The sequence below is a fragment of the Enterobacter sp. 3U4 genome, assembly GCF_057224565.1.
In genome coordinates, this window is record NZ_CP136665.1 from 271,403 (window position 1) to 293,886 (window position 22,484).

Sequence of the window (22,484 nt, forward strand, 5' to 3'; positions counted from 1 at the left end):
TTTTTAGCATTAACTAAAACGGCTCAATAGGTACTGAGCCGCTAAACGTCCAGTTTTTGTTGATTTTCATATTATATATCAACGAGTTGGTTAATCGCTTTTACTGTTAAGAACGATAAGTAAAACAGGTTAGTCCATTTGGTTATTTATTATTTCCATCCCTTCTTTAATTGTTATTATCCTCGCCGTTAACCTTATCTTCAGTTTGGATTTATTCGCTTAAAGTCCGCTTGGCTACTGGAACATAACGACGCATGACAACACAGGCCCCACCTTCAAATTTGCTTCCCCTGAACCCGGAGCAGCTGGCGCGCCTTCAGGCTGCCACCTCTGATTTTTCTCCCACTCAGCTTGCCTGGGTCTCCGGTTATTTCTGGGGAATGCTCAATCAGCAGCCTGGCGCCGTGGCGGGTGCACCGGCCACGGCCGTTGAAATTCCGGCCATTACCCTGATTTCCGCCTCGCAGACCGGCAATGCCCGCCGCGTGGCCGAAGCGCTGCGCGACGACCTGCTGGCCGCCAAACTGAACGTGAACCTGGTCAACGCCGGGGATTATAAATTTAAGCAAATCGCGTCGGAAAAACTGCTGGTGGTGGTTGCCTCTACGCAGGGTGAAGGTGAACCCGCTGAAGAAGCGGTGGCGCTGCATAAGTTCCTGTTCTCGAAAAAAGCGCCGAAGCTGGATGGCACGGCGTTTGCCGTCTTTGGCCTGGGCGATACTTCCTATGAATTCTTCTGCCAGTCCGGTAAAGACTTCGACAGCAGGCTGGCGGAGCTGGGCGCGGAGCGCCTGCTGGACCGCGTTGACGCGGATGTCGAATACCAGGCCGCCGCCGCCGAATGGCGCGCCCGCATCGTTGACGTGCTAAAAGCGCGCGTGCCGAAAGAGACGTCGACGCAGGCCGCGTTCACCGCGACGGGTGCAGTTAACGACATCCACACCAGCCCGTACACCAAAGAGGCGCCGCTGGCGGCGAGCCTGTCGGTGAACCAGAAAATTACCGGCCGCGACTCGGAAAAAGACGTGCGCCATATCGAAATCGATCTCGGCGACTCTGGCCTGCGCTATCAGCCGGGCGATGCGTTGGGCGTCTGGTATCAGAACGATCCGGCGCTGGTGAAAGAGCTGGTTGAGCTGCTGTGGCTGAAAGGCGACGAGCCTGTCACGGTTGACGGTAAAACGCAGCCGCTTTCTGAAGCGCTGCAGTGGCATTTTGAGCTGACGGTGAACACCCCGAATATCGTCGAAAACTATGCGACCTTGACGCGCAGCGAATCCCTGCTGCCGCTGGTGGGCGACAAAGCGAAACTGCAGCATTACGCCGCGACGACCCCAATTGTCGATATGGTGCGTTTCTCTCCGGCTCAGCTGGATGCCGATGCGCTGATCGGTCTGCTGCGTCCGTTGACCCCGCGCCTGTACTCGATCGCCTCTTCGCAGGCCGAAGTGGAGAGTGAAGTGCATGTTACCGTCGGCGTGGTGCGCTACGATATCGAAGGCCGCGCCCGTACGGGTGGGGCATCAGGCTTCCTGGCGGATCGCGTGGAAGAAGAGGGCGAAGTGCGCGTCTTTATCGAGCACAACGATAACTTCCGCCTGCCGGCAAACCCGGAAACGCCGGTCATTATGATTGGCCCGGGCACCGGCATTGCGCCGTTCCGCGCCTTTATGCAACAGCGCGCGGCAGACGGCGCGCCGGGTAAAAACTGGCTGTTCTTCGGCAACCCGCACTTTACTGAAGATTTCCTCTACCAGGTTGAGTGGCAGCGCTATGTGAAAGAAGGCGTACTGACCCGCATCGATCTGGCCTGGTCCCGAGACCAGAAAGAAAAAGTATACGTACAAGACAAGCTGCGCGAACAGGGCGCAGAGCTGTGGCGCTGGATCAATGACGGTGCCCACATTTATGTCTGCGGCGACGCCAATCGCATGGCGAAAGACGTTGAGCAGACTTTGCTGGAAGTGATTGCCGAATTCGGCGGTATGGATGCCGAAGCGGCGGATGAATTTTTAAGTGAGCTGCGCGTCGAGCGCCGTTATCAGCGAGATGTCTACTAATGAGCGAAAAACATCCAGGGCCACTGGTGGTCGAAGGTAAACTGACAGACGCCGAGCGCATGAAGCTGGAAAGCAACTACCTGCGCGGCACCATTGCTGAAGATCTGAATGACGGTCTCACCGGCGGTTTCAAAGGCGACAACTTCCTGCTGATCCGCTTCCACGGCATGTACCAGCAGGACGATCGCGACATCCGCGCCGAGCGTGCAGAGCAGAAGCTGGAGCCGCGTCACGCGATGCTGCTGCGCTGCCGTCTGCCGGGCGGGGTGATCACCACCAAACAGTGGCAGGCGATCGACAAGTTTGCCGGTGAAAACACGATCTACGGCAGCATCCGTCTGACCAACCGTCAGACCTTCCAGTTCCACGGCATTCTGAAGAAAAACGTCAAGCCGGTGCACCAGATGCTGCACTCCGTTGGGCTGGACGCGCTGGCAACCGCCAACGACATGAACCGTAACGTGCTCTGCACCTCGAACCCGTATGAGTCCGAGCTGCATGCCGAAGCGTACGAGTGGGCGAAGAAGATCTCCGAGCACCTGCTGCCGCGCACGCGCGCCTATGCAGAGATCTGGCTCGATCAGGAAAAAGTCGCGACCACGGACGAAGAGCCGATCCTTGGCCAGACCTATCTGCCGCGTAAGTTTAAAACCACGGTCGTTATTCCACCTCAGAACGATATCGACCTTCACGCCAACGACATGAACTTCGTGGCGATTGCCGAAAACGGCAAGCTGATTGGCTTTAACCTGCTGGTGGGCGGCGGCCTGTCTATCGAACACGGTAACAAGAAAACCTATGCCCGCACCGCGAGCGAGTTCGGCTTCCTGCCGCTTGAGCATACGCTGGCCGTGGCGGAAGCGGTAGTGACCACCCAGCGCGACTGGGGCAACCGTACCGACCGTAAAAACGCGAAAACCAAATACACCCTGGAGCGCGTGGGCGTCGAAACGTTCAAAGCGGAAGTTGAGCGTCGCGCGGGGATCAAGTTTGAGCCGATCCGCCCTTACGAATTCACCGGCCGCGGCGATCGCATTGGCTGGGTAAAAGGCATCGACAATAAATGGCACCTGACGCTGTTTATCGAAAACGGCCGTATTCTGGATTATCCGGGGCGTCCGCTGAAAACCGGCCTGCTGGAAATTGCTAAGATCCATAAGGGCGAGTTCCGCATTACCGCTAACCAGAACCTCATCATTGCCGGCGTGCCGGAAAGCCAGAAGGCGAAGATCGAGAAGCTGGCGCGCGAGCACGGGTTGATGGATGCGGTGAAACCGCAGCGCGAAAACTCAATGGCCTGCGTGTCGTTCCCGACCTGCCCGCTGGCGATGGCGGAGGCAGAACGTTTCCTGCCGTCGTTTACCGACAAAGTGGAAGCGATTCTGGAAAAACACGGCATTCCGGACGAGCATATTGTTATGCGCGTCACAGGGTGTCCGAACGGCTGCGGTCGCGCGATGCTGGCCGAGGTCGGACTGGTGGGGAAAGCGCCGGGGCGTTACAACCTGCACCTGGGCGGTAACCGTATCGGCACGCGCATTCCGCGTATGTTCCGCGAGAACATCACCGAGCCGGAAATTCTTGATTCCATCGACGAGCTTGTCGGGCGCTGGGCGAAAGAGCGCGAAGCGTGTGAAGGCTTCGGCGACTTTACGGTGCGTGCGGGCATCATTCGCCCGGTGCTCGATCCCGCAAGGGATTTCTGGGAGTAACCACGAGAGGTAACTATGTCCGTACTCGATCTAAACGCCCTTAATGACCTGCCAAAAGTCGAACGCATTCTGGCGCTGGCAGAAACCAATGCTCACCTTGAAAAGCTGGACGCCGAAGGGCGCGTGGCGTGGGCGCTGGAAAACCTGCCGGGAGACTATGTGCTGTCGTCGAGCTTTGGTATTCAGGCGGCGGTTAGCCTGCATCTGGTGAATCAGATCCGTCCGGACATTCCGGTGATCCTCACCGATACCGGCTACCTGTTCCCGGAAACCTACCAGTTTATTGACGAGCTGACGGACAAGCTCAGGCTGAACCTCAAAGTTTACCGCGCGACGGAAAGCGCGGCCTGGCAGGAGGCGCGCTACGGCAAGCTGTGGGAACAGGGCGTTGAGGGCATTGAGAAATACAATGAAATCAACAAAGTTGAGCCGATGAATCGGGCGCTGAAAGAGCTCAATGCGCAGACGTGGTTTGCGGGTCTGCGCCGCGAGCAGTCCGGTAGCAGGGCAACCTTACCGGTGCTGGCGGTGCAGCGCGGGGTGTTTAAAGTGCTGCCGATAATCGACTGGGATAACCGGACGGTGTATCAGTACCTGCAAAAGCACGGGCTGAAGTATCATCCTCTGTGGGACCAGGGCTATCTGTCGGTGGGAGACACCCACACCACGCGTAAGTGGGAACCGGGAATGGCTGAAGAAGAGACGCGATTCTTCGGGCTGAAGCGCGAGTGCGGGCTGCACGAAGGGTGATCCTTAATTCTCCCTCTCCCGGTGGGAGAGGGTTGGGGTGAGGGCATCAGGCCGCAGTATGCTTAACGACCTCAGGCTTTCCCCGCTTTCGCCAGCTCCTTCACCAGCGGCAGCATCACCTTCACCACATCACGACTGCGGTGTTCAATCCGCTGCGGCAGCGCGCGATCGATGTGCTGCTGATTGTCCAGCATCACGTTGTGCCAGCTTGTCCCGTCCGGGAAGGCCTTCGATTTAGCCCGCTGCTGGTAGCCATCTTTTTTGCCCAATGCCCAGTTTGTTGCTTCGACATACAGCACCGGAATGCCCGCCTTATCGAACACTTCCCCGTCGTTGCAGCAGCCCGTTCCTCGCGGATAATCCGGGTTACCGCCAGGGTTGCTGGTGGCATAAACCCCGTGGCTGCGGGCTATCGCCAGGGCCCGGTCGCGCGTCAGTTTCCGCACTGTACCCGGCGTACTCTGCCCGCTGTTGAAATAGAGCTTGTCGCCGACGATCAGGTTATCGAGGTTGATCACCAGCAGCGTATTTTTCTTCTCCTCAGCGCTCATGCGTTTTAGGAGATTCTCAGCGCCGAGTTTGCCCTCTTCTTCACCGCTGGTGGCAACAAAACGAATGCCATATTGGGTGGGAATATCTTTCATTCGCTCGGCCAGTTCGAGCATCACGCCCAGGCCTGCGGCATTGTCGTCCATGCCCTGCAGAGTCAGCCCGCCAAGGTTGTTATCCGTATCGGCGTCACTCATCGGGGCGTAGGTATCAAGGTGCGCCATAATAATAATTTGCTCTTTTGCGCTACCTTCATGCGCCGCAATCACCGTACTGCCGGTCACGTTATGCCAGTTTTTGGTTTTATTTCGTGAGGTATAGACGTAGCGGCTGTGAAACGACCGGATATCGCTCTGGTAGCCCATGTCGGCAAACTGCTGGCGAAGATAGTCAGCGGAGAGCATCTCCGCAGGCGAGCCGGTCATGCGTCCGGGGAAGACGGTGGCAATATGCCGCGCCTGCATATTGGCGATATCACCATAAGGTTGGTTTTTTGCCTGAGCAGGAAGAATAAAGCAAACGCCGAGCGCCAGGGCAGCAATACGGTGGCGCATTGCGGAAAACATAGTGAGTCCTTAAAAACAGAGCAAAATATTAACCCGCCTAGTATGAAACTGTGATCGCCCATACACAATTTGAATTGCTCTTAAATGCCCGAAATTTCGCGTGTTAAGCACTTTTTGGTATTAGCTTTTTCACGGCGTTATTCCATTGAGTAACTACTCATTCCAATTCGTAATTTCATTCGGTCTAAGCCGCCCCCTATAGTCCCTCTATTCCTCGTTGTTAGTGAGTTGTTGCTTGTGGACTATCTGCCCTTATTTGCCGCGATAAAAGAAAAACCGGTGCTGGTTGTAGGCACGGGTGAAATTGCCGATCGCAAAATCGCGTTTCTGCAGCGCGCAGGGGCGCAGGTCCGGGTAGTGCCAGAAGCGGATTTTGACGAATCACAAATCGACAGCGTAGTGCTGGTGATTGCGGCGACCGAAGATCGCGATCTGAACCGGCGGATCTCCGACGCCGCTCAGGCCCGTTACCGCCTGGTTAACGTGGTGGACGACCAGCCATTATGCTCATTTATCTTTCCGTCAATCGTTGACCGTTCGCCGCTGCTGGTGGCGATCTCCTCTGGCGGTACCGCACCGGTGCTGGCGCGCGTGCTGCGTGAAAAAATCGAAGCGCTGCTGCCGACCAGCCTCGGGCGCATGGCGGAGAAAGCCAGCTACTGGCGCAACCATCTGAAAACCCGCCTGACCAGCGTAACGGAACGCCGTCGCTTCTGGGAACGCGTGTTTCGCGGCCGCTTTGCCAGCCTGATGCATGCCGGTAATGAGACGGCGGCGCAAAAAATTCTTGAAGACGAACTGGATAACCCTGGCAGTACGGGCGGGGAGATCATTCTGGTAGGCGCAGGGCCGGGCGATGCCGGGCTCCTGACGCTGCGTGGCCTGCAGGTGCTGCAGGACGCGGACGTGGTGTTCTACGACCACCTGGTCACCGATGGCGTGCGCGAGCTGATCCGTCGCGACGCGGAGCAAATCTGCGTCGGCAAGCGGGCAGGCGAGCACTCTGTGCCGCAGCACGACACCAACCAGATGCTGGTTGACGCCGCAAAAGCGGGGAAAACCGTGGTGCGCCTGAAAGGGGGAGACCCGTTTATCTTTGGTCGCGGCGGCGAAGAGCTGCAGGCGGCAGCCGAAGCGGGCGTACCGTTTCAGGTAGTGCCCGGCATTACGGCGGCCTCTGCGGTGACGGCTTACGCCGGTATTCCGCTCACCCATCGCGATTACGCCCAGAGCGTCACCTTTGTGACCGGCCACTATAAGGCGGACAGCACGCCGTTTGACTGGTCGCATCTCGCTCAGAGCCGCCAGACGCTGGCGATATACATGGGCACGATGAAGGCGGCAGACATCAGCGAACAGCTTATTCAGCACGGTCGCGAGGCGACGACGCCCGTTGCCGTCATTTCTCGCGGCACGCGCGTCGATCAGCACGTTGCGACGGGCACCCTGGAACATCTTGCAACCCTGGCGAAAGACGCCCCTATGCCCGCCCTGATCGTGGTGGGAGAAGTGGTGCAGCTGCACAGCACGCTCGCCTGGTTCCAACATACAACCGATACAGAAGGCTTTGGTTCTTCTGTTGTAAATTTGGCTTAAGGAACGGTTATGGACCAAAAACGTCTTACACACCTGCGGCAGCTCGAAGCGGAAAGTATCCATATTATCCGCGAAGTGGCCGCCGAGTTTTCTAACCCGGTGATGATGTACTCCATCGGTAAAGATTCCAGCGTCATGCTGCATCTGGCGCGTAAAGCGTTTTATCCGGGCACGCTGCCGTTCCCGCTGCTGCACGTGGATACCGGCTGGAAATTCCGCGAAATGTACGAGTTCCGCGACCGTACTGCGAAAGCCTACGGCTGCGAGCTGCTGGTGCATAAAAACCCGGAAGGGGTAGCGATGGGCATTAACCCGTTCGTGCACGGCAGCGCCAAACACACCGATATCATGAAAACCGAAGGGCTGAAGCAGGCGCTGAATAAATACGGTTTTGACGCGGCCTTCGGCGGCGCTCGCCGAGACGAAGAGAAATCCCGCGCTAAAGAGCGTATCTACTCCTTCCGCGACCGCTTCCACCGCTGGGACCCAAAAAACCAGCGTCCGGAGCTGTGGCACAACTACAACGGTCAGATTAACAAAGGCGAAAGCATCCGCGTCTTCCCGCTCTCCAACTGGACCGAGCTGGATATCTGGCAGTACATCTATCTGGAAAACATCGAGATCGTTCCGCTGTATCTGGCCGCCGAGCGTCCGGTGCTGGAGCGCGACGGCATGCTGATGATGATCGACGACGATCGCATCGACCTGCAGCCGGGCGAAGTGATCAAAAAACAGATGGTGCGTTTCCGTACACTCGGCTGCTGGCCGCTGACCGGCGCGGTGGAGTCCAGCGCGCAGACGCTGCCGGAAATCATCGAAGAGATGCTGGTGTCCACCACCAGCGAGCGACAGGGGCGCGTGATTGACCGCGACCAGGCAGGCTCCATGGAGCTGAAGAAACGTCAGGGTTATTTCTAAGGAGCCGCCATGAACACCACTATTGCTCAACAAATTGCCAAAGAAGGCGGCGTGGAAGCGTATCTGCACGCGCAGCAACACAAAAGCCTGCTGCGTTTTCTGACCTGCGGCAGCGTGGATGACGGGAAAAGTACCCTGATTGGCCGCCTGCTGCACGATACGCGCCAGATTTACGAAGATCAGCTCTCGTCCCTGCATAACGACAGTAAACGTCACGGCACCCAGGGTGAAAAACTCGATCTGGCGCTGCTGGTGGATGGCCTGCAGGCGGAGCGCGAGCAGGGCATCACCATCGACGTGGCCTACCGCTATTTCTCTACCGAGAAGCGCAAATTTATTATTGCTGACACCCCGGGGCACGAGCAGTACACCCGCAATATGGCGACCGGCGCGTCCACCTGCGACCTGGCGATCCTGCTGATGGACGCGCGTAAAGGCGTGCTGGATCAGACCCGTCGCCACAGCTTTATCTCGACGCTGCTGGGGATCAAACACCTGGTGGTGGCGGTCAACAAGATGGATCTGGTCAACTTCAGCGAAGAAAAATTCGAGGAGATCCGCCAGAGCTATCTGACCTTTGCCGAACAGCTGCCGGGCAACCTAGACATTCGCTTTGTGCCGCTCTCGGCGCTGGAAGGGGATAACGTCGCGTCCCAGAGCGCGAACATGCCGTGGTACAGCGGCCCGACGCTGCTGGAAGTGCTGGAAACGGTTGAAATCCAGCGCGTGGTCGATACCCAGCCGATGCGCTTCCCGGTGCAGTACGTGAACCGTCCTAACCTCGATTTCCGCGGTTTTTCCGGCACCCTCGCGTCAGGCTCCGTGAAGGTTGGTCAGCGCGTCAAGGTGCTGCCATCCGGCGTGGAATCGACCATCGCCCGCATCGTCACCTTCGACGGTGACCTGCAGGACGCGGGCGCCGGTGAAGCCGTAACGCTGGTGCTGAAAGACGAAATTGATATTAGCCGGGGCGACCTGCTGGTCGACGCGCAGGAAACGCTGGCCGTCGTACAGGGGGCTTCCGTGGACGTGGTGTGGATGGCGGAGCAACCGCTGACGTCGGGCCAGAGCTACGACATCAAAATTGCCGGCAAGAAAACCCGCGCCCGCGTGGACGGTATCCAGTTCCAGGTTGATATCAACAACCTGACCCAGCGTGAGGTTACCGAGCTGCCGCTGAACGGGATTGGTCTGGTCGATCTGACCTTCGACGAACCGCTGGTGCTGGATCCGTATCAGCAGAATCCGGTGACGGGAGGACTGATCTTTATTGACCGCCTGACGAACGTCACCGTCGGCGCGGGGATGGTCCGCGAGCCAAACGAACAGGCGTCCACCGCTTCAGAATTCAGCGCCTTTGAGCTGGAACTGAACGCGCTGGTGCGTAAACACTTCCCGCACTGGGGCGCGCGCGATCTGCTGGGAGGCAAGTAATGGCTGCCCATGATGAGAACGTCGTCTGGCATCCTCATCCGGTCACCGTCGCCCAGCGCGAACAGCTCCACGGTCACCGTGGGGTTGTGCTGTGGTTTACCGGGCTGTCCGGCTCGGGTAAATCGACGGTGGCGGGCGCGCTGGAAGAGGCATTGCATCAGCAGGGCGTAAGCACGTACCTGCTGGATGGCGACAACGTGCGCCACGGCCTGTGCAGCGATTTGGGGTTCAGCGACGACGACCGCAAAGAGAACATCCGCCGGGTGGGCGAAGTGGCCAGCCTGATGGCCGATGCCGGGCTGGTGGTGCTGACCGCGTTTATCTCTCCGCACCGCGCCGAGCGCCAGATTGTGCGCGAACGCGTGGGTCACGAGCGCTTTATCGAGGTGTTTGTCGATACGCCGCTGGAGATTTGCGAAGCGCGCGACCCGAAAGGGCTGTACAAAAAAGCGCGTGCCGGAGAACTGCGCAACTTCACCGGAATTGACGCGGTATACGAAGCGCCTGAATCGCCTGAAATTCACCTGGAAGGTCAACAATTGGTAACAAATTTAGTAAGCCAATTATTAGACCTGCTCAGACGGGACGATATTATCAGATCCTGAGACGGTATCGTTCGGGAGCTGTCTTCCCGAACGATGAGTCACGGTCACAGGACTAGCTATGCGCAACAGTGAACATTACATCACCACCACCGGGTCGGAGCCGCTTGCGACCGACGACGAAACGACCTGGTCATTTCCTGGGGCCATCATTGGCTTCGTCTCATGGTTGCTGGCGCTGGGTATCCCGTTTCTCATCTACGGCGGTAACACGCTGTTCTTCTTTCTCTACACCTGGCCTTTCTTTCTGGCGCTGATGCCCGTGGCGGTTGTCGTCGGCATTGCGCTGCACTCGCTGCTCAACGGTAAGCTCCTGTACAGCACCGTGGTCACGATTGTGACGGTGGTGCTGATGTTTGGTCTGTTATTTTTGTGGCTCATGGGCTAACTTCAGCCATAATTCAAACCGTAACCAACTGTGTAACGATATTGTGCAGGACGATTCTGCGGAAAAAATGTGGTACATTTGCCCGCGATGTTGCGGCATCTCTGTTACCCCGGCGTAGTGCTCTGGGGAAGTCTTGGGATGATGATGCCGTTTTTCAGGGGGCAGGATGGGTAAACTAACGCTGCTGTTGCTGGCTTTGCTAATCTGGCTGCAATACTCGCTGTGGTTCGGTAAGAACGGACTGCACGACTATAGCCGGGTAAGCGATGACGTCGCGGCTCAGCAGGCAACAAACGCCAAACTTAAGGCGCGAAACGATCAACTCTTTGCTGAAATTGATGACCTCAATGGCGGGCAAGAGGCGATTGAGGAACGCGCACGCAATGAACTCAGTATGACTAAGCCGGGCGAAACCTTTTATCGTCTGGTTCCGGATGCGTCTAAACGCAATCAGGGCTCAGCACAAAACAATCGATAATCAGGCCCAGGATTACGACATGGCAGTAACTTTTTCGGACGTATGCGCCGTGGTGCCGGCCGCAGGTTTTGGCCGGCGCATGCAGACAGAATGTCCCAAGCAATACCTCTCTATTGGCGATAAAACGATCCTCGAGCACGCCGTGGCGGCGCTGCTGGCGCACCCGCGGGTGACGCGGGTGATCATCGCTATCAGCCCGGGCGATGCGCGCTTCGCGCAGCTGCCGCTGGCTAATCATCCACAGATTACCGTTGTCGATGGCGGTGCCGAGCGCGCCGATTCCGTTTTGGCAGGGATTCAGGCCGCCGGAAACGCGCCCTGGGTGCTGGTGCATGACGCAGCGCGTCCGTGCCTGCATCAGGACGATCTCGCTCGCCTGCTGGCATTGAGCGAAACCAGCAAAGTGGGTGGCATTCTGGCCGCCCCCGTGCGCGACACCATGAAGCGCGCCGAGCCGGGCAAACAGGCTATCGCCCACACCGTCGATCGCGTCGATCTATGGCACGCGCTGACGCCACAATTTTTCCCCCGCGAATTACTCCACGACTGCCTAACGCGCGCGCTTAACGAAGGGGCGACCATTACGGACGAAGCCTCTGCGCTGGAGTATTGTGGTTTCCATCCTGAGCTTGTTGAAGGACGCGCTGATAATATTAAAGTGACGCGTCCGGAAGATTTACAGCTCGCGGAATTTTATCTTACCCGTTCGACCCATCAGGAGAAGGCATAATGCGAATTGGACACGGTTTTGATGTACACGCCTTTGGCGGAGAAGGCCCAATTATCATTGGCGGCGTGCGCATTCCTTATGAAAAAGGACTGCTGGCGCATTCTGATGGCGACGTGGCGCTGCATGCGCTGACCGACGCGCTGTTGGGCGCTGCCGCGCTGGGGGATATCGGCAAGCTGTTCCCGGACACCGACCCGGCATTTAAAGGCGCGGACAGTCGCGAACTGCTGCGCGAAGCGTGGCGCCGCATTCAGGCGAAAGGCTATACCCTCGGTAACGTCGACGTGACGATTATTGCCCAGGCCCCGAAAATGCTGCCGCACATTCCGCAGATGCGCGTGTTTATCGCAGAAGATCTGGGCTGCCATATGGACGACGTGAACGTCAAAGCGACGACCACCGAGAAGCTGGGCTTCACCGGTCGTGGCGAAGGGATTGCCTGCGAAGCCGTAGCGCTGCTGGTGAAGGCGAGCAAATGACAGACTTCGACAACCTGACATATCTGTACGGCAAACCGCAGGGGAACGGGGTGCTGAAAGCCAGCCCGGAAGATTTCCTCGTGGTGGAGGATCTGGGCTTCGAGCCGGATGGCGAAGGCGAACATATCCTGGTGCGTATTCTGAAAAATGGCTGCAATACCCGCTTTGTGGCCGACGCGCTGGCAAAATTCCTTAAAATTCATGCCCGCGAAGTGAGCTTTGCCGGGCAGAAAGATAAACACGCCGTCACTGAACAGTGGCTCTGCGCGCGCGTTCCCGGCAATACGATGCCTGATTTAAGCAAATTTGAGCTTGAGGGCTGTAAGGTACTGGAATATGCCCGCCACAAGCGCAAGCTGCGTCTGGGGGCGTTGAAGGGTAACGACTTTACGCTGGTACTGCGGGAAGTGACCCACCGCGAAGACGTTGAAAAACGTCTGAACGCTATCAGTGAACGCGGCGTGCCGAACTACTTTGGCGCGCAGCGCTTTGGCATTGGCGGCAGCAACCTGCAGGGCGCGCTGCGCTGGGCGCAAAGCGACGCGCCGGTGCGGGACAGGAATAAACGCAGTTTTTGGTTGTCGGCGGCCCGCAGTGCGTTGTTTAATCAGATTGTGAGCGAAAGGCTGAAAAAACCGGACGCGAATCAAGTTGTTGTTGGCGATGCGCTACAATTAGCGGGACGCGGAAGCTGGTTTGTGGCAACGGCCGAAGAAATGGCCGATGTGCAGTCGCGCGTGGACGCAAAAGCGCTGATGATTACCGCCGCGCTGCCCGGCACGGGCGACTGGGGAACACTGGGCGACGCGCTGGCCGCCGAGCAGTCAGCCGTAGCGGATGCGCCAGAATTGCAATCCTTGCTGGTGCGGGAAAAAGTTGAAGCGGCACGCCGCGCGATGCTGCTCTATCCGCAGCAGTTAAGCTGGAACTGGTGGGATGACGTGACCGTCGAGTTACGCTTCTGGCTACCGGCAGGTAGCTTTGCCACCAGTGTTGTCAGGGAACTTATCAACACCTCGGGTGATTATGCGAATATTGCTGAGTAACGATGACGGGATCCACGCGCCAGGCATTCAGACCCTGGCGAAACACCTCCGCGAATTTGCGGACGTGCAGGTCGTGGCACCCGATCGTAACCGCAGTGGAGCGTCTAACTCTCTGACGCTGGAGTCGTCGCTTCGCACCTTTACCTTTGAAAATGGCGATATTGCCGTGCAGATGGGCACGCCAACCGACTGCGTTTTTCTGGGCGTGAACGCGCTGATGCGTCCGCGTCCGGATATCGTCGTCTCCGGCATTAACGCCGGTCCTAACCTCGGCGATGACGTGATTTACTCCGGTACCGTGGCGGCCGCAATGGAAGGGCGCCATCTGGGGTTCCCGGCGCTGGCGGTCTCGTTAAACGGCCACACGCACTACGACACCGCTGCCGCGGTAACCTGTTCGATCCTGCGGGCGCTCGGCCGCGAGCCGTTGCGTACCGGGCGCATCCTCAACATCAACGTGCCGGATCTTCCTCTTGATGAAATTAAAGGCATTCGCGTCACCCGTTGCGGAAGCCGACATCCTGCCGATCAGGTGATCCCGCAGCAGGATCCTCGCGGCAACACGCTTTACTGGATTGGCCCTCCCGGCGATAAGTGCGATGCGGGTCCGGATACCGACTTTGCCGCCGTAGAGGAAGGCTATGTTTCGGTTACTCCGCTGCACGTAGATTTAACCGCGTATAGCGCGCATGATGTGGTGTCGGGCTGGCTGGATCGCGCAGGAGTGAACGCGCAATGGTAAACAAACGTGTACAAACTCTTCTGGAACAACTCCGCGCGCAGGGGATCCGCGACGAGCACGTGCTCGAAGCGCTTGCTCAGGTTCCGCGTGAGAAATTTGTAGACGAGGCGTTTGAGCACAAAGCGTGGGAAAACGTAGCGCTGCCCATCGGGCAGGGCCAGACGATTTCGCAGCCTTATATGGTCGCGCGAATGACGGAGCTGCTGGAGCTGACGCCCGACTCCCGCGTGCTGGAGATTGGCACCGGGTCGGGGTATCAGACCGCGATCCTGGCGCATCTGGTGCATCATGTTTGCTCCGTTGAGCGGATTAAAGGTTTACAGTGGCAGGCGCGTCGTCGCCTGAAACAACTTGATTTACATAATGTTTCGACACGACACGGTGATGGATGGCAGGGTTGGAAGGCTCGCGCCCCGTTTGACGCTATCATCGTGACGGCGGCCCCGCCTGAAATTCCAGCAGCCCTGTTGTCGCAGCTGGATGAGGGGGGCATTCTGGTTCTGCCTGTCGGGGACGAGCAGCAGCTGCTGAAGCGCGTTCGTCGGCGCGGAGGCGAGTTTATTATCGACACCGTAGAAGCCGTGCGCTTTGTGCCTCTGGTCAAGGGGGAGTTGGCCTGAGACTCGGAATTATCCAGGGTTATTAAGGCAAATTCAGCGTATGGTGTGGCGCGAAAGATTCGTGCCATCACGGTAAATTTTAAGTCACTGGTAGTTAACACATTCCTGGGGGATAAATGAGCGCGGGAAGCCCTAAATTCACCATCAGCCGTGTTGCGGCATTATCACTGGTTTCGCTCTGGCTGGCAGGCTGTACAAGTTCTAACAACGCGCCTGCGCCCGTCAGTTCCGTCGGCGGAAACAGCGGCTCCGGTAACACGTCCAGCGGAATGTTAATCACGCCGCCACCTAAAATGGGTAGTGCTGCGCCGCAGCAAACACCACAAATTCAGCCTGTGCAACATCCTGTTACACAGCCAACACAGGTTCAGCCAGTTGAACAACCTGTTCAGACCCAAAATGGCCGCATAGTCTATAACCGAAAGTATGGGAACATTCCGAAAGGCAGCTACACCGGTGGCAGCACCTATACCGTGAAACGCGGCGATACGCTGTTCTATATTGCCTGGATCACCGGGAACGATTTCCGTGACCTCGCGCAGCGCAATAACGTCCAGGCCCCATACGGTCTGGAAGTCGGGCAAACGCTCCAGGTGGGCAACGCGACGGGCACGCCTCTGACCCCTGGCAATACGGTTTCAGCGGCCGATGTAACGGCTCAAAATAACAGCGTTAAGCCTGCACAAAAATCCACCACGGTTGTTGCTTCACAACCTGTAATTACGTATTCTGAGGATTCAGGTGATCAGACTGCTAACAAAATGTTGCCGAATAATAAAGGTACTGCGACTGCTGTCACAGCACCGGTTACGGCACCTGTGGTTAGCTCTACTGAACCGACTGCCAGCAGTATGACCTCCAGTTCGCCGATTTCTGCATGGCGCTGGCCGACTGACGGCAAGGTTATCGAAAACTTCTCTTCCTCCGAAGGGGGAAATAAAGGGATCGATATCGCAGGGAGTAAAGGACAGGCTATCATCGCGACCGCAGACGGACGCGTTGTGTATGCCGGTAACGCTCTGCGCGGTTACGGTAATCTTGTTATCATCAAACATAACGATGATTACCTGAGTGCCTACGCCCATAACGACACAATGCTGGTCCGGGAACAACAAGAAGTTAAGGCGGGGCAAAAAATCGCTACCATGGGTAGCACCGGAACCAGTTCTACACGCTTGCATTTTGAAATTCGTTACAAGGGGAAATCCGTAAACCCGCTGCAGTATTTGCCGCAGCGATAATTTGACGGGGCATGCCAGCCAGGGTGTCTCGTTCAGGGATCACGGGTAGGAGCCACCTTATGAGTCAGAATACGCTGAAAGTTCATGATTTAAATGAAGACGCGGAATTTGATGAGAACGGAGTAGAGGCTTTTGACGAAAAAGCCTTAGTAGAAGAGGAACCCAGTGATAACGATTTGGCTGAAGAAGAGCTGTTATCGCAGGGTGCCACACAGCGTGTACTGGACGCGACTCAGCTTTACCTTGGGGAGATTGGTTACTCTCCACTGCTAACGGCCGAAGAAGAAGTCTATTTCGCACGTCGTGCTTTGCGTGGTGATGTGGCCTCGCGTCGTCGCATGATTGAAAGTAACCTGCGACTGGTCGTGAAAATTGCCCGCCGTTACGGCAATCGTGGTCTGGCTCTGCTGGATCTGATTGAAGAGGGCAACTTAGGTCTCATCCGCGCAGTTGAGAAGTTTGACCCGGAACGCGGGTTCCGTTTCTCAACCTACGCGACCTGGTGGATTCGTCAGACCATCGAACGGGCTATTATGAACCAGACCCGTACGATCCGCCTGCCGATTCACATCGTCAAAGAGTTGAACGTTTATCTGCGCACCGCGCGCGAGTTGTCCCATAAACTGGACCACGAGCCAAGCGCAGAAGAGATTGCCGAACAACTCGATAAACCGGTTGATGACGTAAGCCGTATGCTGCGTCTCAACGAGCGCATTACCTCCGTCGACACCCCGCTGGGTGGCGACTCCGAAAAAGCGCTGCTGGACATCCTGGCCGATGAAAAAGATAACGGTCCGGAAGACACCACGCAGGACGATGACATGAAGCAGAGCATCGTCAAATGGCTGTTCGAACTGAACGCCAAACAGCGTGAAGTGCTGGCACGTCGTTTCGGTTTACTGGGGTATGAAGCTGCGACACTGGAAGACGTCGGCCGCGAAATTGGCCTGACCCGTGAACGTGTTCGTCAGATTCAGGTTGAAGGTCTGCGCCGCCTGCGTGAAATCCTGCAGGGGCAAGGTCTGAATATCGAAGCGCTGTTCCGCGAATAAGCAACCTTTCGTCAAAAAAGGCCCGTCGTGAGACGGGCCTTTTTCTTTTGTGTTACGGCTGTGCCGCCGTCTCGTGCAGCAGACGCCACGTTATTTTGTCGCCTTCCTGACTGAGCACCGCGGTCGACCAGCGCACGTTGACGGGCAGGTCTGGCCGGGTTTGCGTCTCCCTGTAGTGAAGCACTGCACCTCGATCGCCGCTCTGGATCGTGGTTAATTCGTCAATGACGATTTTCAGCCCGGGACGGCTTCCGCGCTGTTTTTCCAGAAAACTGGCCAGGCCGCTATAGTCGACCTGCACACCGCCCGGCGGGATCATCAGAAAATCGGGACGGAAACGGGCAAGCAGGATGTCGGGGTCGCCTTCACCTTTGCCTAACCAGTCTTCAAGCGCAATGTGGAGGTCGATAATGTCGTGTTCGAAAGGCGTCATGAATTCTCCTGTCGCAGCTGGTTTAGCACCTGCGTATTGTTAAGACGAAAAACGTACGGTACAGGCAGCAAGGTTATGCCTGCGGCAAAAATAAACATTCCCTGCCAGGCGTCGTGCGGTGTCAGCCACGACTGCGCCAGGTTCAGCACCTGCGCCAGCAGCAGGGCACCGGCAAAAAAGCTCAGCTGGCGATTGAGATTCCACAGCGCGCTGGCATCCGGCATCTCGTCCCGGCGCGTTGTCAGAAACGCGCTGCTCTGAGCCGTACTGCTGCACAGGCTTCCTCCCGCGCCCATCAGGGTAAACGCGACGACAGGCAACAGCGTTGACGAGCTGACGTCAACCAAAAGCAGAATACCCGCCGCCTGCAACTGGCAGCCGATGACGATCAGCGGCCGGGGGCCGATACGGTTAAAATAACGTCCCGTCGCCGTGATGGCGATAAACGATGCCACAGACCACGGCAGCATGAGCATTCCCGTTGCGGCTGGGCTCATGTTCGCCTCGTGCTGAAGATAAAACATGCCCGTGACGTTCACCCCAATAAATATGCCGGGGACGCATAAATAGACAAGCATGGAAAAACGCAAAAGTGGGTCCACGAGCAGGGGCAGGTTTAGCAGTCTGGCCGCGTTCATCGTGGGTTTTTCGTGTTTAAGCCACAGACAGGCCAGAACAAAGGTCACGATAGCCACCGGGAGCGTGACGAAAAAGATCCATCGCCAGCCCAGCGTCTGCACCAGCATGCCGCCGACAGCCGGGGAGCAGGCCGGGGCAAGCAACGCAACCATCATCACCGCCGAGGAGAGTTTGGCGCGCTCGTGAGGCTTAAACTGTTGCCAGGTCAGCGCCTGTCCGACGGGGATCAGTAAGCCTCCTCCCACGCCCTGAAGCACTCGCCAGGCGATCAGCGTTTCCAGCGTTGCAGACAGGCCCGCCGCAGCTGAGGCTGCACTGAACAGAAAAAGCGAAAGCAGGATAACGCGCTTTGGCCCGATGCGGCGCGCCAGCACGTTGCTGAACGGGATCGCCAGCGTCAGGCCGGCAATATACCCGTTACTGACCCAGGCAAGCGCAGAAGGCGTGGCTGTAAAGGCGTGAGCCATTGCCGGAAAAGCGACGCTGGCAATAAACATGTTGATTAAATCAAGAAAAAAGCCCAGCAGATAGACAACGGCAATTTTGCTGCGATACGTCATGGCGGATCCTCCGGTGAGGTGGCGTATCGTATCGATCCGGGAAGCACGGATAAACCTGACAAAGCGCGATATACTGTCAAAAATATTTTGACAATAAAAGGCGTGAGGATGATTAACCTACAGCGGGCGCAGATGTTTGTCGCGGTGGCCGATACCGGCAGTTTCACTGCCGCAGCCGAGGCAATGGGGCTGACAAAAGCTGTGGTCAGCTTTAATATCCGCCAGCTTGAAGATGAGCTGGGCGTTACGCTGCTGCTGCGCTCCACCCGCCGCCTGACGTTAACCGAGGCGGGCGTGCTGTTTCATCAGCGCAGCGTGGCGCTTCTGAAGGACGCCGAACGGCTGCAGGATGATGTCCGCGCGAACCATGCAGGGCTTACCGGTGAACTGCGGATCACGACTACGCCTGAATATGGCTCCCGGATCGTGGTGCCGCTGCTGGCCAGATTTAGCCAGCAGCACCCGGATCTTCGCGTGCGACACGTTTCGTCGTCCCTGCACGCCGACCTTATCTCGGAGCGCTTTGACGTCGCCATCCGGCTGGGGACGCTTGTCGATTCACGCAACCACGCCGCACTGATTTCTCACTTTTCTATTCTCCCCGTCGCGACGCCCGAGTGGCTTGTGAGAAACCCGATCGAATCGTTTGCGCAGCTGGCCCATGCTGACTGGATCATCCACGAGCGTCTGGCCTCGCCGCTGCGCTGGCAGGTGAGAGATGCCAGCGGTGCGCCTGACATGCTGGAGATAAAAAAAGCGCCGCGCCTGTTTGCCGACAGCGCTCAGGCTCTTATGGCCTTTGCGCTCGCAGGCGGTGGCGTGGCGTTACTGCCGGAATGGCTGGTGCGAGATGCGCTTGATGCGGAAGAACTGGTCCCGGTGTTACCGGAATATACTTTTGCGCGGCAGGGCATCTATGCGGTCTATCCTGATGCCCGGCATGTATCAGCAAAGGTGCGTACCTTTATCGATTTTATGCGCACCAGCGTGAATTAATCATGCATCATCTTTTTGATGAGAGCCGAGAACTGCTCTCGCTCGGCCTTGTTCAGACGGCCTAAAAAGGCCTCATCAACCTCATTGCCTACCGGCTTACAGTCTGCAAGCAGGGCCTCACCTTCTGGGGTCAGGAAGACAAACCGGCGTCGCTTATCGGCCGGATCGTGCTCGCGTTTGACCAGACCGCGCGCCTCCATGCGGCTGAGCATCTCCGCCAGGGTCGCTTTCGTGCTGACCGCGACTTCAGTCAGTGCCACCTGTTCGATGCCCGGATGCTCGGCAATGGAGCGCATCACCGCATACTGCGGCTTGGTCAGCTCCGGTAATGCATGTTGCCACTGAGCGGTATGCTGTTGAAAAAGCTGACGTAACAGGTGGAACGCCTCTTGTCTTAGTTCCATGAACACTCCGACGGAAAAAATCTCCCTCTATGATAGCCGCTCTTGCTCTGGATTTTAACGCGGCATTTTTTAGCAATTCGTGTGATCGTATACGAACAATCTTGTCAGGAAATCGATCCGGGAGTAGTTTATTCATAATGTTCGTGTACGAACAAATTGATTGAGGTGTTGAATGAGATTAATCGTGGGAATGACGGGGGCAACGGGTGCTCCGCTGGGCGTGGCGCTGCTGCAGGCGCTGCGGGAAATGCCGGAAGTAGAGACGCATCTGGTGATGTCGAAGTGGGCAAAAACTACCATTGAGCTGGAAACGCCATACACCGCGCAGGACGTTGCTGCGCTGGCTGACGTTGTCCATAGCCCGGCTGACCAGGCCGCCACTATCTCCTCCGGTTCGTTTCGTACCGACGGCATGATCGTCATTCCCTGCAGTATGAAAACGCTGGCCGGGATCCGCGCGGGCTATGCCGAAGGGCTGGTGGGCCGTGCGGCGGATGTGGTGCTGAAAGAGGGGCGCAAGCTGGTGTTGGTACCCCGTGAAACGCCGCTCAGCACCATTCATCTGGAGAATATGCTTGCGCTCTCCCGCATGGGCGTGGCGATGGTGCCGCCTATGCCTGCGTATTACAACCACCCGCAAACCGCCGATGACATTACCCAGCATATTGTGACCCGCGTGCTTGACCAGTTTGGTCTGGAGCATAAAAAGGCGCGCCGCTGGAACGGGTTGCGGGAGGCGAAACATTTTTCACAGGAGAATAAAGATGGCATTTGATGATTTGAGAAGCTTCCTGCAGGCGCTCGATGAGCAAGGGCAACTGCTGAAAATTGAGGAAGAGGTAAACGCGGAGCCCGATCTGGCGGCGGCAGCCAACGCGACGGGGCGCATCGGTGACGGCGCGCCCGCGCTGTGGTTCGACAACATTCGCGGGTTTACCGATGCCCGCGTGGTGATGAACACCATCGGCTCCTGGCAGAACCATGCCATCTCGATGGGGCTGCCTGCGAACACGCCGGTGAAAAAGCAGATCGACGAGTTTATCCGCCGCTGGGATAAATTCCCGATTGCGCCAGAGCGCCGCGCCAACCCTGCCTGGGCACAGAATACGGTGGAAGGTGAAGACATTAACCTGTTCGATATTCTGCCGCTGTTCCGTCTGAACGACGGCGACGGGGGTTTTTATCTCGATAAAGCGTGCGTCGTCTCGCGCGATCCGCTCGATCCGGATCACTTCGGCAAGCAGAACGTTGGCATCTACCGCATGGAAGTAAAGGGCAAGCGCAAGCTCGGCCTGCAGCCGGTACCGATGCACGATATCGCTCTGCATCTGCACAAAGCGGAAGAGCGCGGCGAAGACCTGCCGATCGCGATTACCCTCGGCAACGATCCGATCATTACGCTGATGGGCGCGACGCCGCTGAAATACGATCAGTCAGAGTATGAAATGGCCGGCGCGCTGCGTGAAAGCCCATATCCGATTGCCACCGCGCCGCTGACCGGCTTCGACGTGCCGTGGGGTTCTGAAGTGATCCTGGAAGGGGTGATTGAAGGCCGTAAGCGCGAAATTGAAGGGCCGTTCGGCGAGTTTACCGGGCACTACTCCGGTGGCCGCAACATGACGGTTGTACGTATCGACAAAGTTTCTTACCGCACCAAACCGATTTTCGAATCACTTTACCTCGGTATGCCGTGGACCGAAATTGATTATCTGATGGGGCCAGCCACCTGCGTGCCGCTCTACCAGCAGCTGAAAGCGGAGTTCCCGGAAGTGCAGGCGGTGAACGCGATGTACACCCACGGCCTGCTGGCGATTATCTCCACCAAAAAGCGTTACGGCGGTTTTGCCCGCGCGGTTGGTTTGCGCGCCATGACCACGCCGCACGGCCTGGGCTACGTGAAGATGGTGATCATGGTGGATGAGGATGTAGACCCGTTCAACCTTCCGCAGGTGATGTGGGCGCTGTCATCGAAGGTCAACCCGGCAGGCGATCTGGTGCAGTTGCCGAACATGTCGGTGCTGGAACTCGATCCAGGATCCAGTCCGGCGGGCATTACCGACAAACTGATTATTGATGCGACCACGCCTGTCGCACCGGATACCCGGGGCCACTATAGCCAGCCGGTACAGGATCTGCCCGAAACCAAAGCCTGGGCTGAAAAACTGACCGCGATGCTGGCTGCACGCCAATAAGGAGGAAAAGATGATTTGTCCACGTTGTGCCGATGAGCATATTGAAGTGATGGCGACGTCGCCGGTGAAAGGGGTCTGGACCGTTTACCAGTGCCAGCATTGTTTGTATACCTGGCGCGATACCGAACCGCTGCGCCGTACCAGCCGCGAGCATTACCCGGAAGCGTTCCGCATGACGCAGAAGGATATTGACGAGGCGCCGCAGGTGCCGACGATCCCGCCGCTGCTGTAAAGAAAGCCCGGTGGCGCTGCGCTTACCGGGCGATAATATTGTGCGGTCTTTTGCCCGGTGGCGCT

At 57.4% G+C, this 22,484-nt stretch carries 24 protein-coding genes; 20 read left to right on the forward strand and 4 right to left on the reverse strand.

Annotated elements, in window-relative coordinates:
• Positions 1-254: 254 nt before the first annotated feature.
• From cysJ to cysH, 3 genes are read left to right on the forward strand one after another with little or no spacing between them, the layout of a single operon-like run.
• Positions 255-2,060, forward strand: coding sequence for an NADPH-dependent assimilatory sulfite reductase flavoprotein subunit (gene cysJ, locus RVY89_RS01315; protein WP_484826673.1), 1,806 nt, complete (start codon positions 255-257; stop codon positions 2,058-2,060).
• Complete coding sequence (cysI, locus tag RVY89_RS01320) at positions 2,060-3,772, forward strand: assimilatory sulfite reductase (NADPH) hemoprotein subunit (RefSeq protein ID WP_484826674.1); 1,713 nt, start codon at positions 2,060-2,062, stop codon at positions 3,770-3,772. The genes cysJ and cysI overlap by 1 nt, the downstream gene beginning before the upstream one ends.
• 15 nt (positions 3,773-3,787) lie before the next feature.
• Complete coding sequence (cysH, locus tag RVY89_RS01325; RefSeq protein WP_032675427.1) at positions 3,788-4,522, forward strand: phosphoadenosine phosphosulfate reductase; 735 nt, start codon at positions 3,788-3,790, stop codon at positions 4,520-4,522.
• Positions 4,523-4,593: 71 nt separating this feature from the next.
• On the opposite strand, the gene RVY89_RS01330 is transcribed toward cysH, so the two are convergent.
• Positions 4,594-5,637, reverse strand: a complete 1,044-nt coding sequence (locus RVY89_RS01330) for an aminopeptidase (RefSeq protein ID WP_484826675.1) — start codon at positions 5,635-5,637, stop codon at positions 4,594-4,596.
• A gap of 237 nt (positions 5,638-5,874) precedes the next feature.
• On the opposite strand from RVY89_RS01330, the gene cysG reads away from it, so the two are divergent.
• The 13 genes from cysG (at position 5,875) to rpoS (ending at position 16,963) form a co-directional block, all read left to right on the forward strand.
• On the forward strand, positions 5,875-7,233 hold the full coding sequence (gene cysG / locus RVY89_RS01335) for a siroheme synthase CysG (protein ID WP_484826676.1): 1,359 nt from the start codon (positions 5,875-5,877) through the stop codon (positions 7,231-7,233).
• A gap of 9 nt (positions 7,234-7,242) precedes the next feature.
• Entirely contained in the window at positions 7,243-8,151 is a 909-nt protein-coding gene (gene cysD, locus RVY89_RS01340) for a sulfate adenylyltransferase subunit CysD (RefSeq protein ID WP_006811770.1), read from the forward strand.
• Positions 8,152-8,160: 9 nt separating this feature from the next.
• Positions 8,161-9,585: a sulfate adenylyltransferase subunit CysN gene (gene cysN / locus RVY89_RS01345; protein ID WP_484826677.1), complete on the forward strand. Its 1,425-nt coding sequence runs from the start codon at positions 8,161-8,163 to the stop codon at positions 9,583-9,585.
• Positions 9,585-10,190, forward strand: a complete 606-nt coding sequence (cysC, locus tag RVY89_RS01350; RefSeq protein ID WP_484826678.1) for an adenylyl-sulfate kinase — start codon at positions 9,585-9,587, stop codon at positions 10,188-10,190. Before cysN ends, cysC begins: the two co-directional genes overlap by 1 nt.
• A 58-nt stretch (positions 10,191-10,248) precedes the next feature.
• Positions 10,249-10,575: a DUF3561 family protein gene (locus RVY89_RS01355; protein ID WP_008499610.1), complete on the forward strand. Its 327-nt coding sequence runs from the start codon at positions 10,249-10,251 to the stop codon at positions 10,573-10,575.
• Positions 10,576-10,741: 166 nt separating this feature from the next.
• Positions 10,742-11,053: a cell division protein FtsB gene (gene ftsB, locus RVY89_RS01360; RefSeq protein WP_008499609.1), complete on the forward strand. Its 312-nt coding sequence runs from the start codon at positions 10,742-10,744 to the stop codon at positions 11,051-11,053.
• A gap of 19 nt (positions 11,054-11,072) precedes the next feature.
• Complete coding sequence (gene ispD, locus RVY89_RS01365; RefSeq protein WP_484826679.1) at positions 11,073-11,783, forward strand: 2-C-methyl-D-erythritol 4-phosphate cytidylyltransferase; 711 nt, start codon at positions 11,073-11,075, stop codon at positions 11,781-11,783.
• Positions 11,783-12,262: a 2-C-methyl-D-erythritol 2,4-cyclodiphosphate synthase gene (gene ispF, locus RVY89_RS01370; protein WP_008499607.1), complete on the forward strand. Its 480-nt coding sequence runs from the start codon at positions 11,783-11,785 to the stop codon at positions 12,260-12,262. The genes ispD and ispF overlap by 1 nt, the downstream gene beginning before the upstream one ends.
• Positions 12,259-13,308: a tRNA pseudouridine(13) synthase TruD gene (gene truD / locus RVY89_RS01375; protein WP_484826680.1), complete on the forward strand. Its 1,050-nt coding sequence runs from the start codon at positions 12,259-12,261 to the stop codon at positions 13,306-13,308. Before ispF ends, truD begins: the two co-directional genes overlap by 4 nt.
• Positions 13,289-14,050, forward strand: a complete 762-nt coding sequence (gene surE / locus RVY89_RS01380; RefSeq protein WP_023333225.1) for a 5'/3'-nucleotidase SurE — start codon at positions 13,289-13,291, stop codon at positions 14,048-14,050. Before truD ends, surE begins: the two co-directional genes overlap by 20 nt.
• Positions 14,044-14,670 (forward strand): protein-L-isoaspartate(D-aspartate) O-methyltransferase, encoded by a 627-nt coding sequence (locus RVY89_RS01385; protein WP_023333224.1) that lies wholly within the window; start codon positions 14,044-14,046, stop codon positions 14,668-14,670. Before surE ends, RVY89_RS01385 begins: the two co-directional genes overlap by 7 nt.
• Before the next feature lie 116 nt (positions 14,671-14,786).
• On the forward strand, positions 14,787-15,911 hold the full coding sequence (nlpD, locus tag RVY89_RS01390) for a murein hydrolase activator NlpD (protein ID WP_484826681.1): 1,125 nt from the start codon (positions 14,787-14,789) through the stop codon (positions 15,909-15,911).
• Positions 15,912-15,970: 59 nt separating this feature from the next.
• Complete coding sequence (rpoS, locus tag RVY89_RS01395; RefSeq protein WP_008499600.1) at positions 15,971-16,963, forward strand: RNA polymerase sigma factor RpoS; 993 nt, start codon at positions 15,971-15,973, stop codon at positions 16,961-16,963.
• Positions 16,964-17,015: 52 nt separating this feature from the next.
• Here the strand turns inward: rpoS and RVY89_RS01400 are convergent, their stop codons facing one another.
• Positions 17,016-17,396, reverse strand: coding sequence for a DUF4440 domain-containing protein (locus tag RVY89_RS01400; RefSeq protein WP_484826682.1), 381 nt, complete (start codon positions 17,394-17,396; stop codon positions 17,016-17,018).
• Positions 17,393-18,595, reverse strand: coding sequence for an MFS transporter (locus RVY89_RS01405; RefSeq protein ID WP_484826683.1), 1,203 nt, complete (start codon positions 18,593-18,595; stop codon positions 17,393-17,395). The genes RVY89_RS01400 and RVY89_RS01405 overlap by 4 nt, the downstream gene beginning before the upstream one ends.
• Before the next feature lie 108 nt (positions 18,596-18,703).
• Here RVY89_RS01405 and RVY89_RS01410 point away from each other — a divergent pair, with 108 nt between their 5' ends.
• The gene (locus tag RVY89_RS01410; protein ID WP_484826684.1) at positions 18,704-19,591 is read left to right on the forward strand and encodes a LysR family transcriptional regulator; all 888 of its coding nucleotides are present in this window, start codon (positions 18,704-18,706) and stop codon (positions 19,589-19,591) included.
• On the opposite strand, the gene RVY89_RS01415 is transcribed toward RVY89_RS01410, so the two are convergent.
• Entirely contained in the window at positions 19,588-19,995 is a 408-nt protein-coding gene (locus RVY89_RS01415) for a MarR family winged helix-turn-helix transcriptional regulator (protein ID WP_023294441.1), read from the reverse strand. The genes RVY89_RS01410 and RVY89_RS01415 overlap by 4 nt on opposite strands.
• A gap of 172 nt (positions 19,996-20,167) precedes the next feature.
• On the opposite strand from RVY89_RS01415, the gene RVY89_RS01420 reads away from it, so the two are divergent.
• The 3 genes from RVY89_RS01420 to RVY89_RS01430 are packed head-to-tail and all read left to right on the forward strand — an operon-like array spanning position 20,168 to position 22,419.
• On the forward strand, positions 20,168-20,770 hold the full coding sequence (locus tag RVY89_RS01420) for a non-oxidative hydroxyarylic acid decarboxylases subunit B (RefSeq protein ID WP_008499595.1): 603 nt from the start codon (positions 20,168-20,170) through the stop codon (positions 20,768-20,770).
• On the forward strand, positions 20,760-22,187 hold the full coding sequence (locus RVY89_RS01425) for a non-oxidative hydroxyarylic acid decarboxylases subunit C (RefSeq protein ID WP_484826685.1): 1,428 nt from the start codon (positions 20,760-20,762) through the stop codon (positions 22,185-22,187). Before RVY89_RS01420 ends, RVY89_RS01425 begins: the two co-directional genes overlap by 11 nt.
• Before the next feature lie 10 nt (positions 22,188-22,197).
• Positions 22,198-22,419 (forward strand): non-oxidative hydroxyarylic acid decarboxylases subunit D, encoded by a 222-nt coding sequence (locus tag RVY89_RS01430; RefSeq protein ID WP_003862116.1) that lies wholly within the window; start codon positions 22,198-22,200, stop codon positions 22,417-22,419.
• The last annotated feature ends 65 nt before the right edge of the window (positions 22,420-22,484 follow it).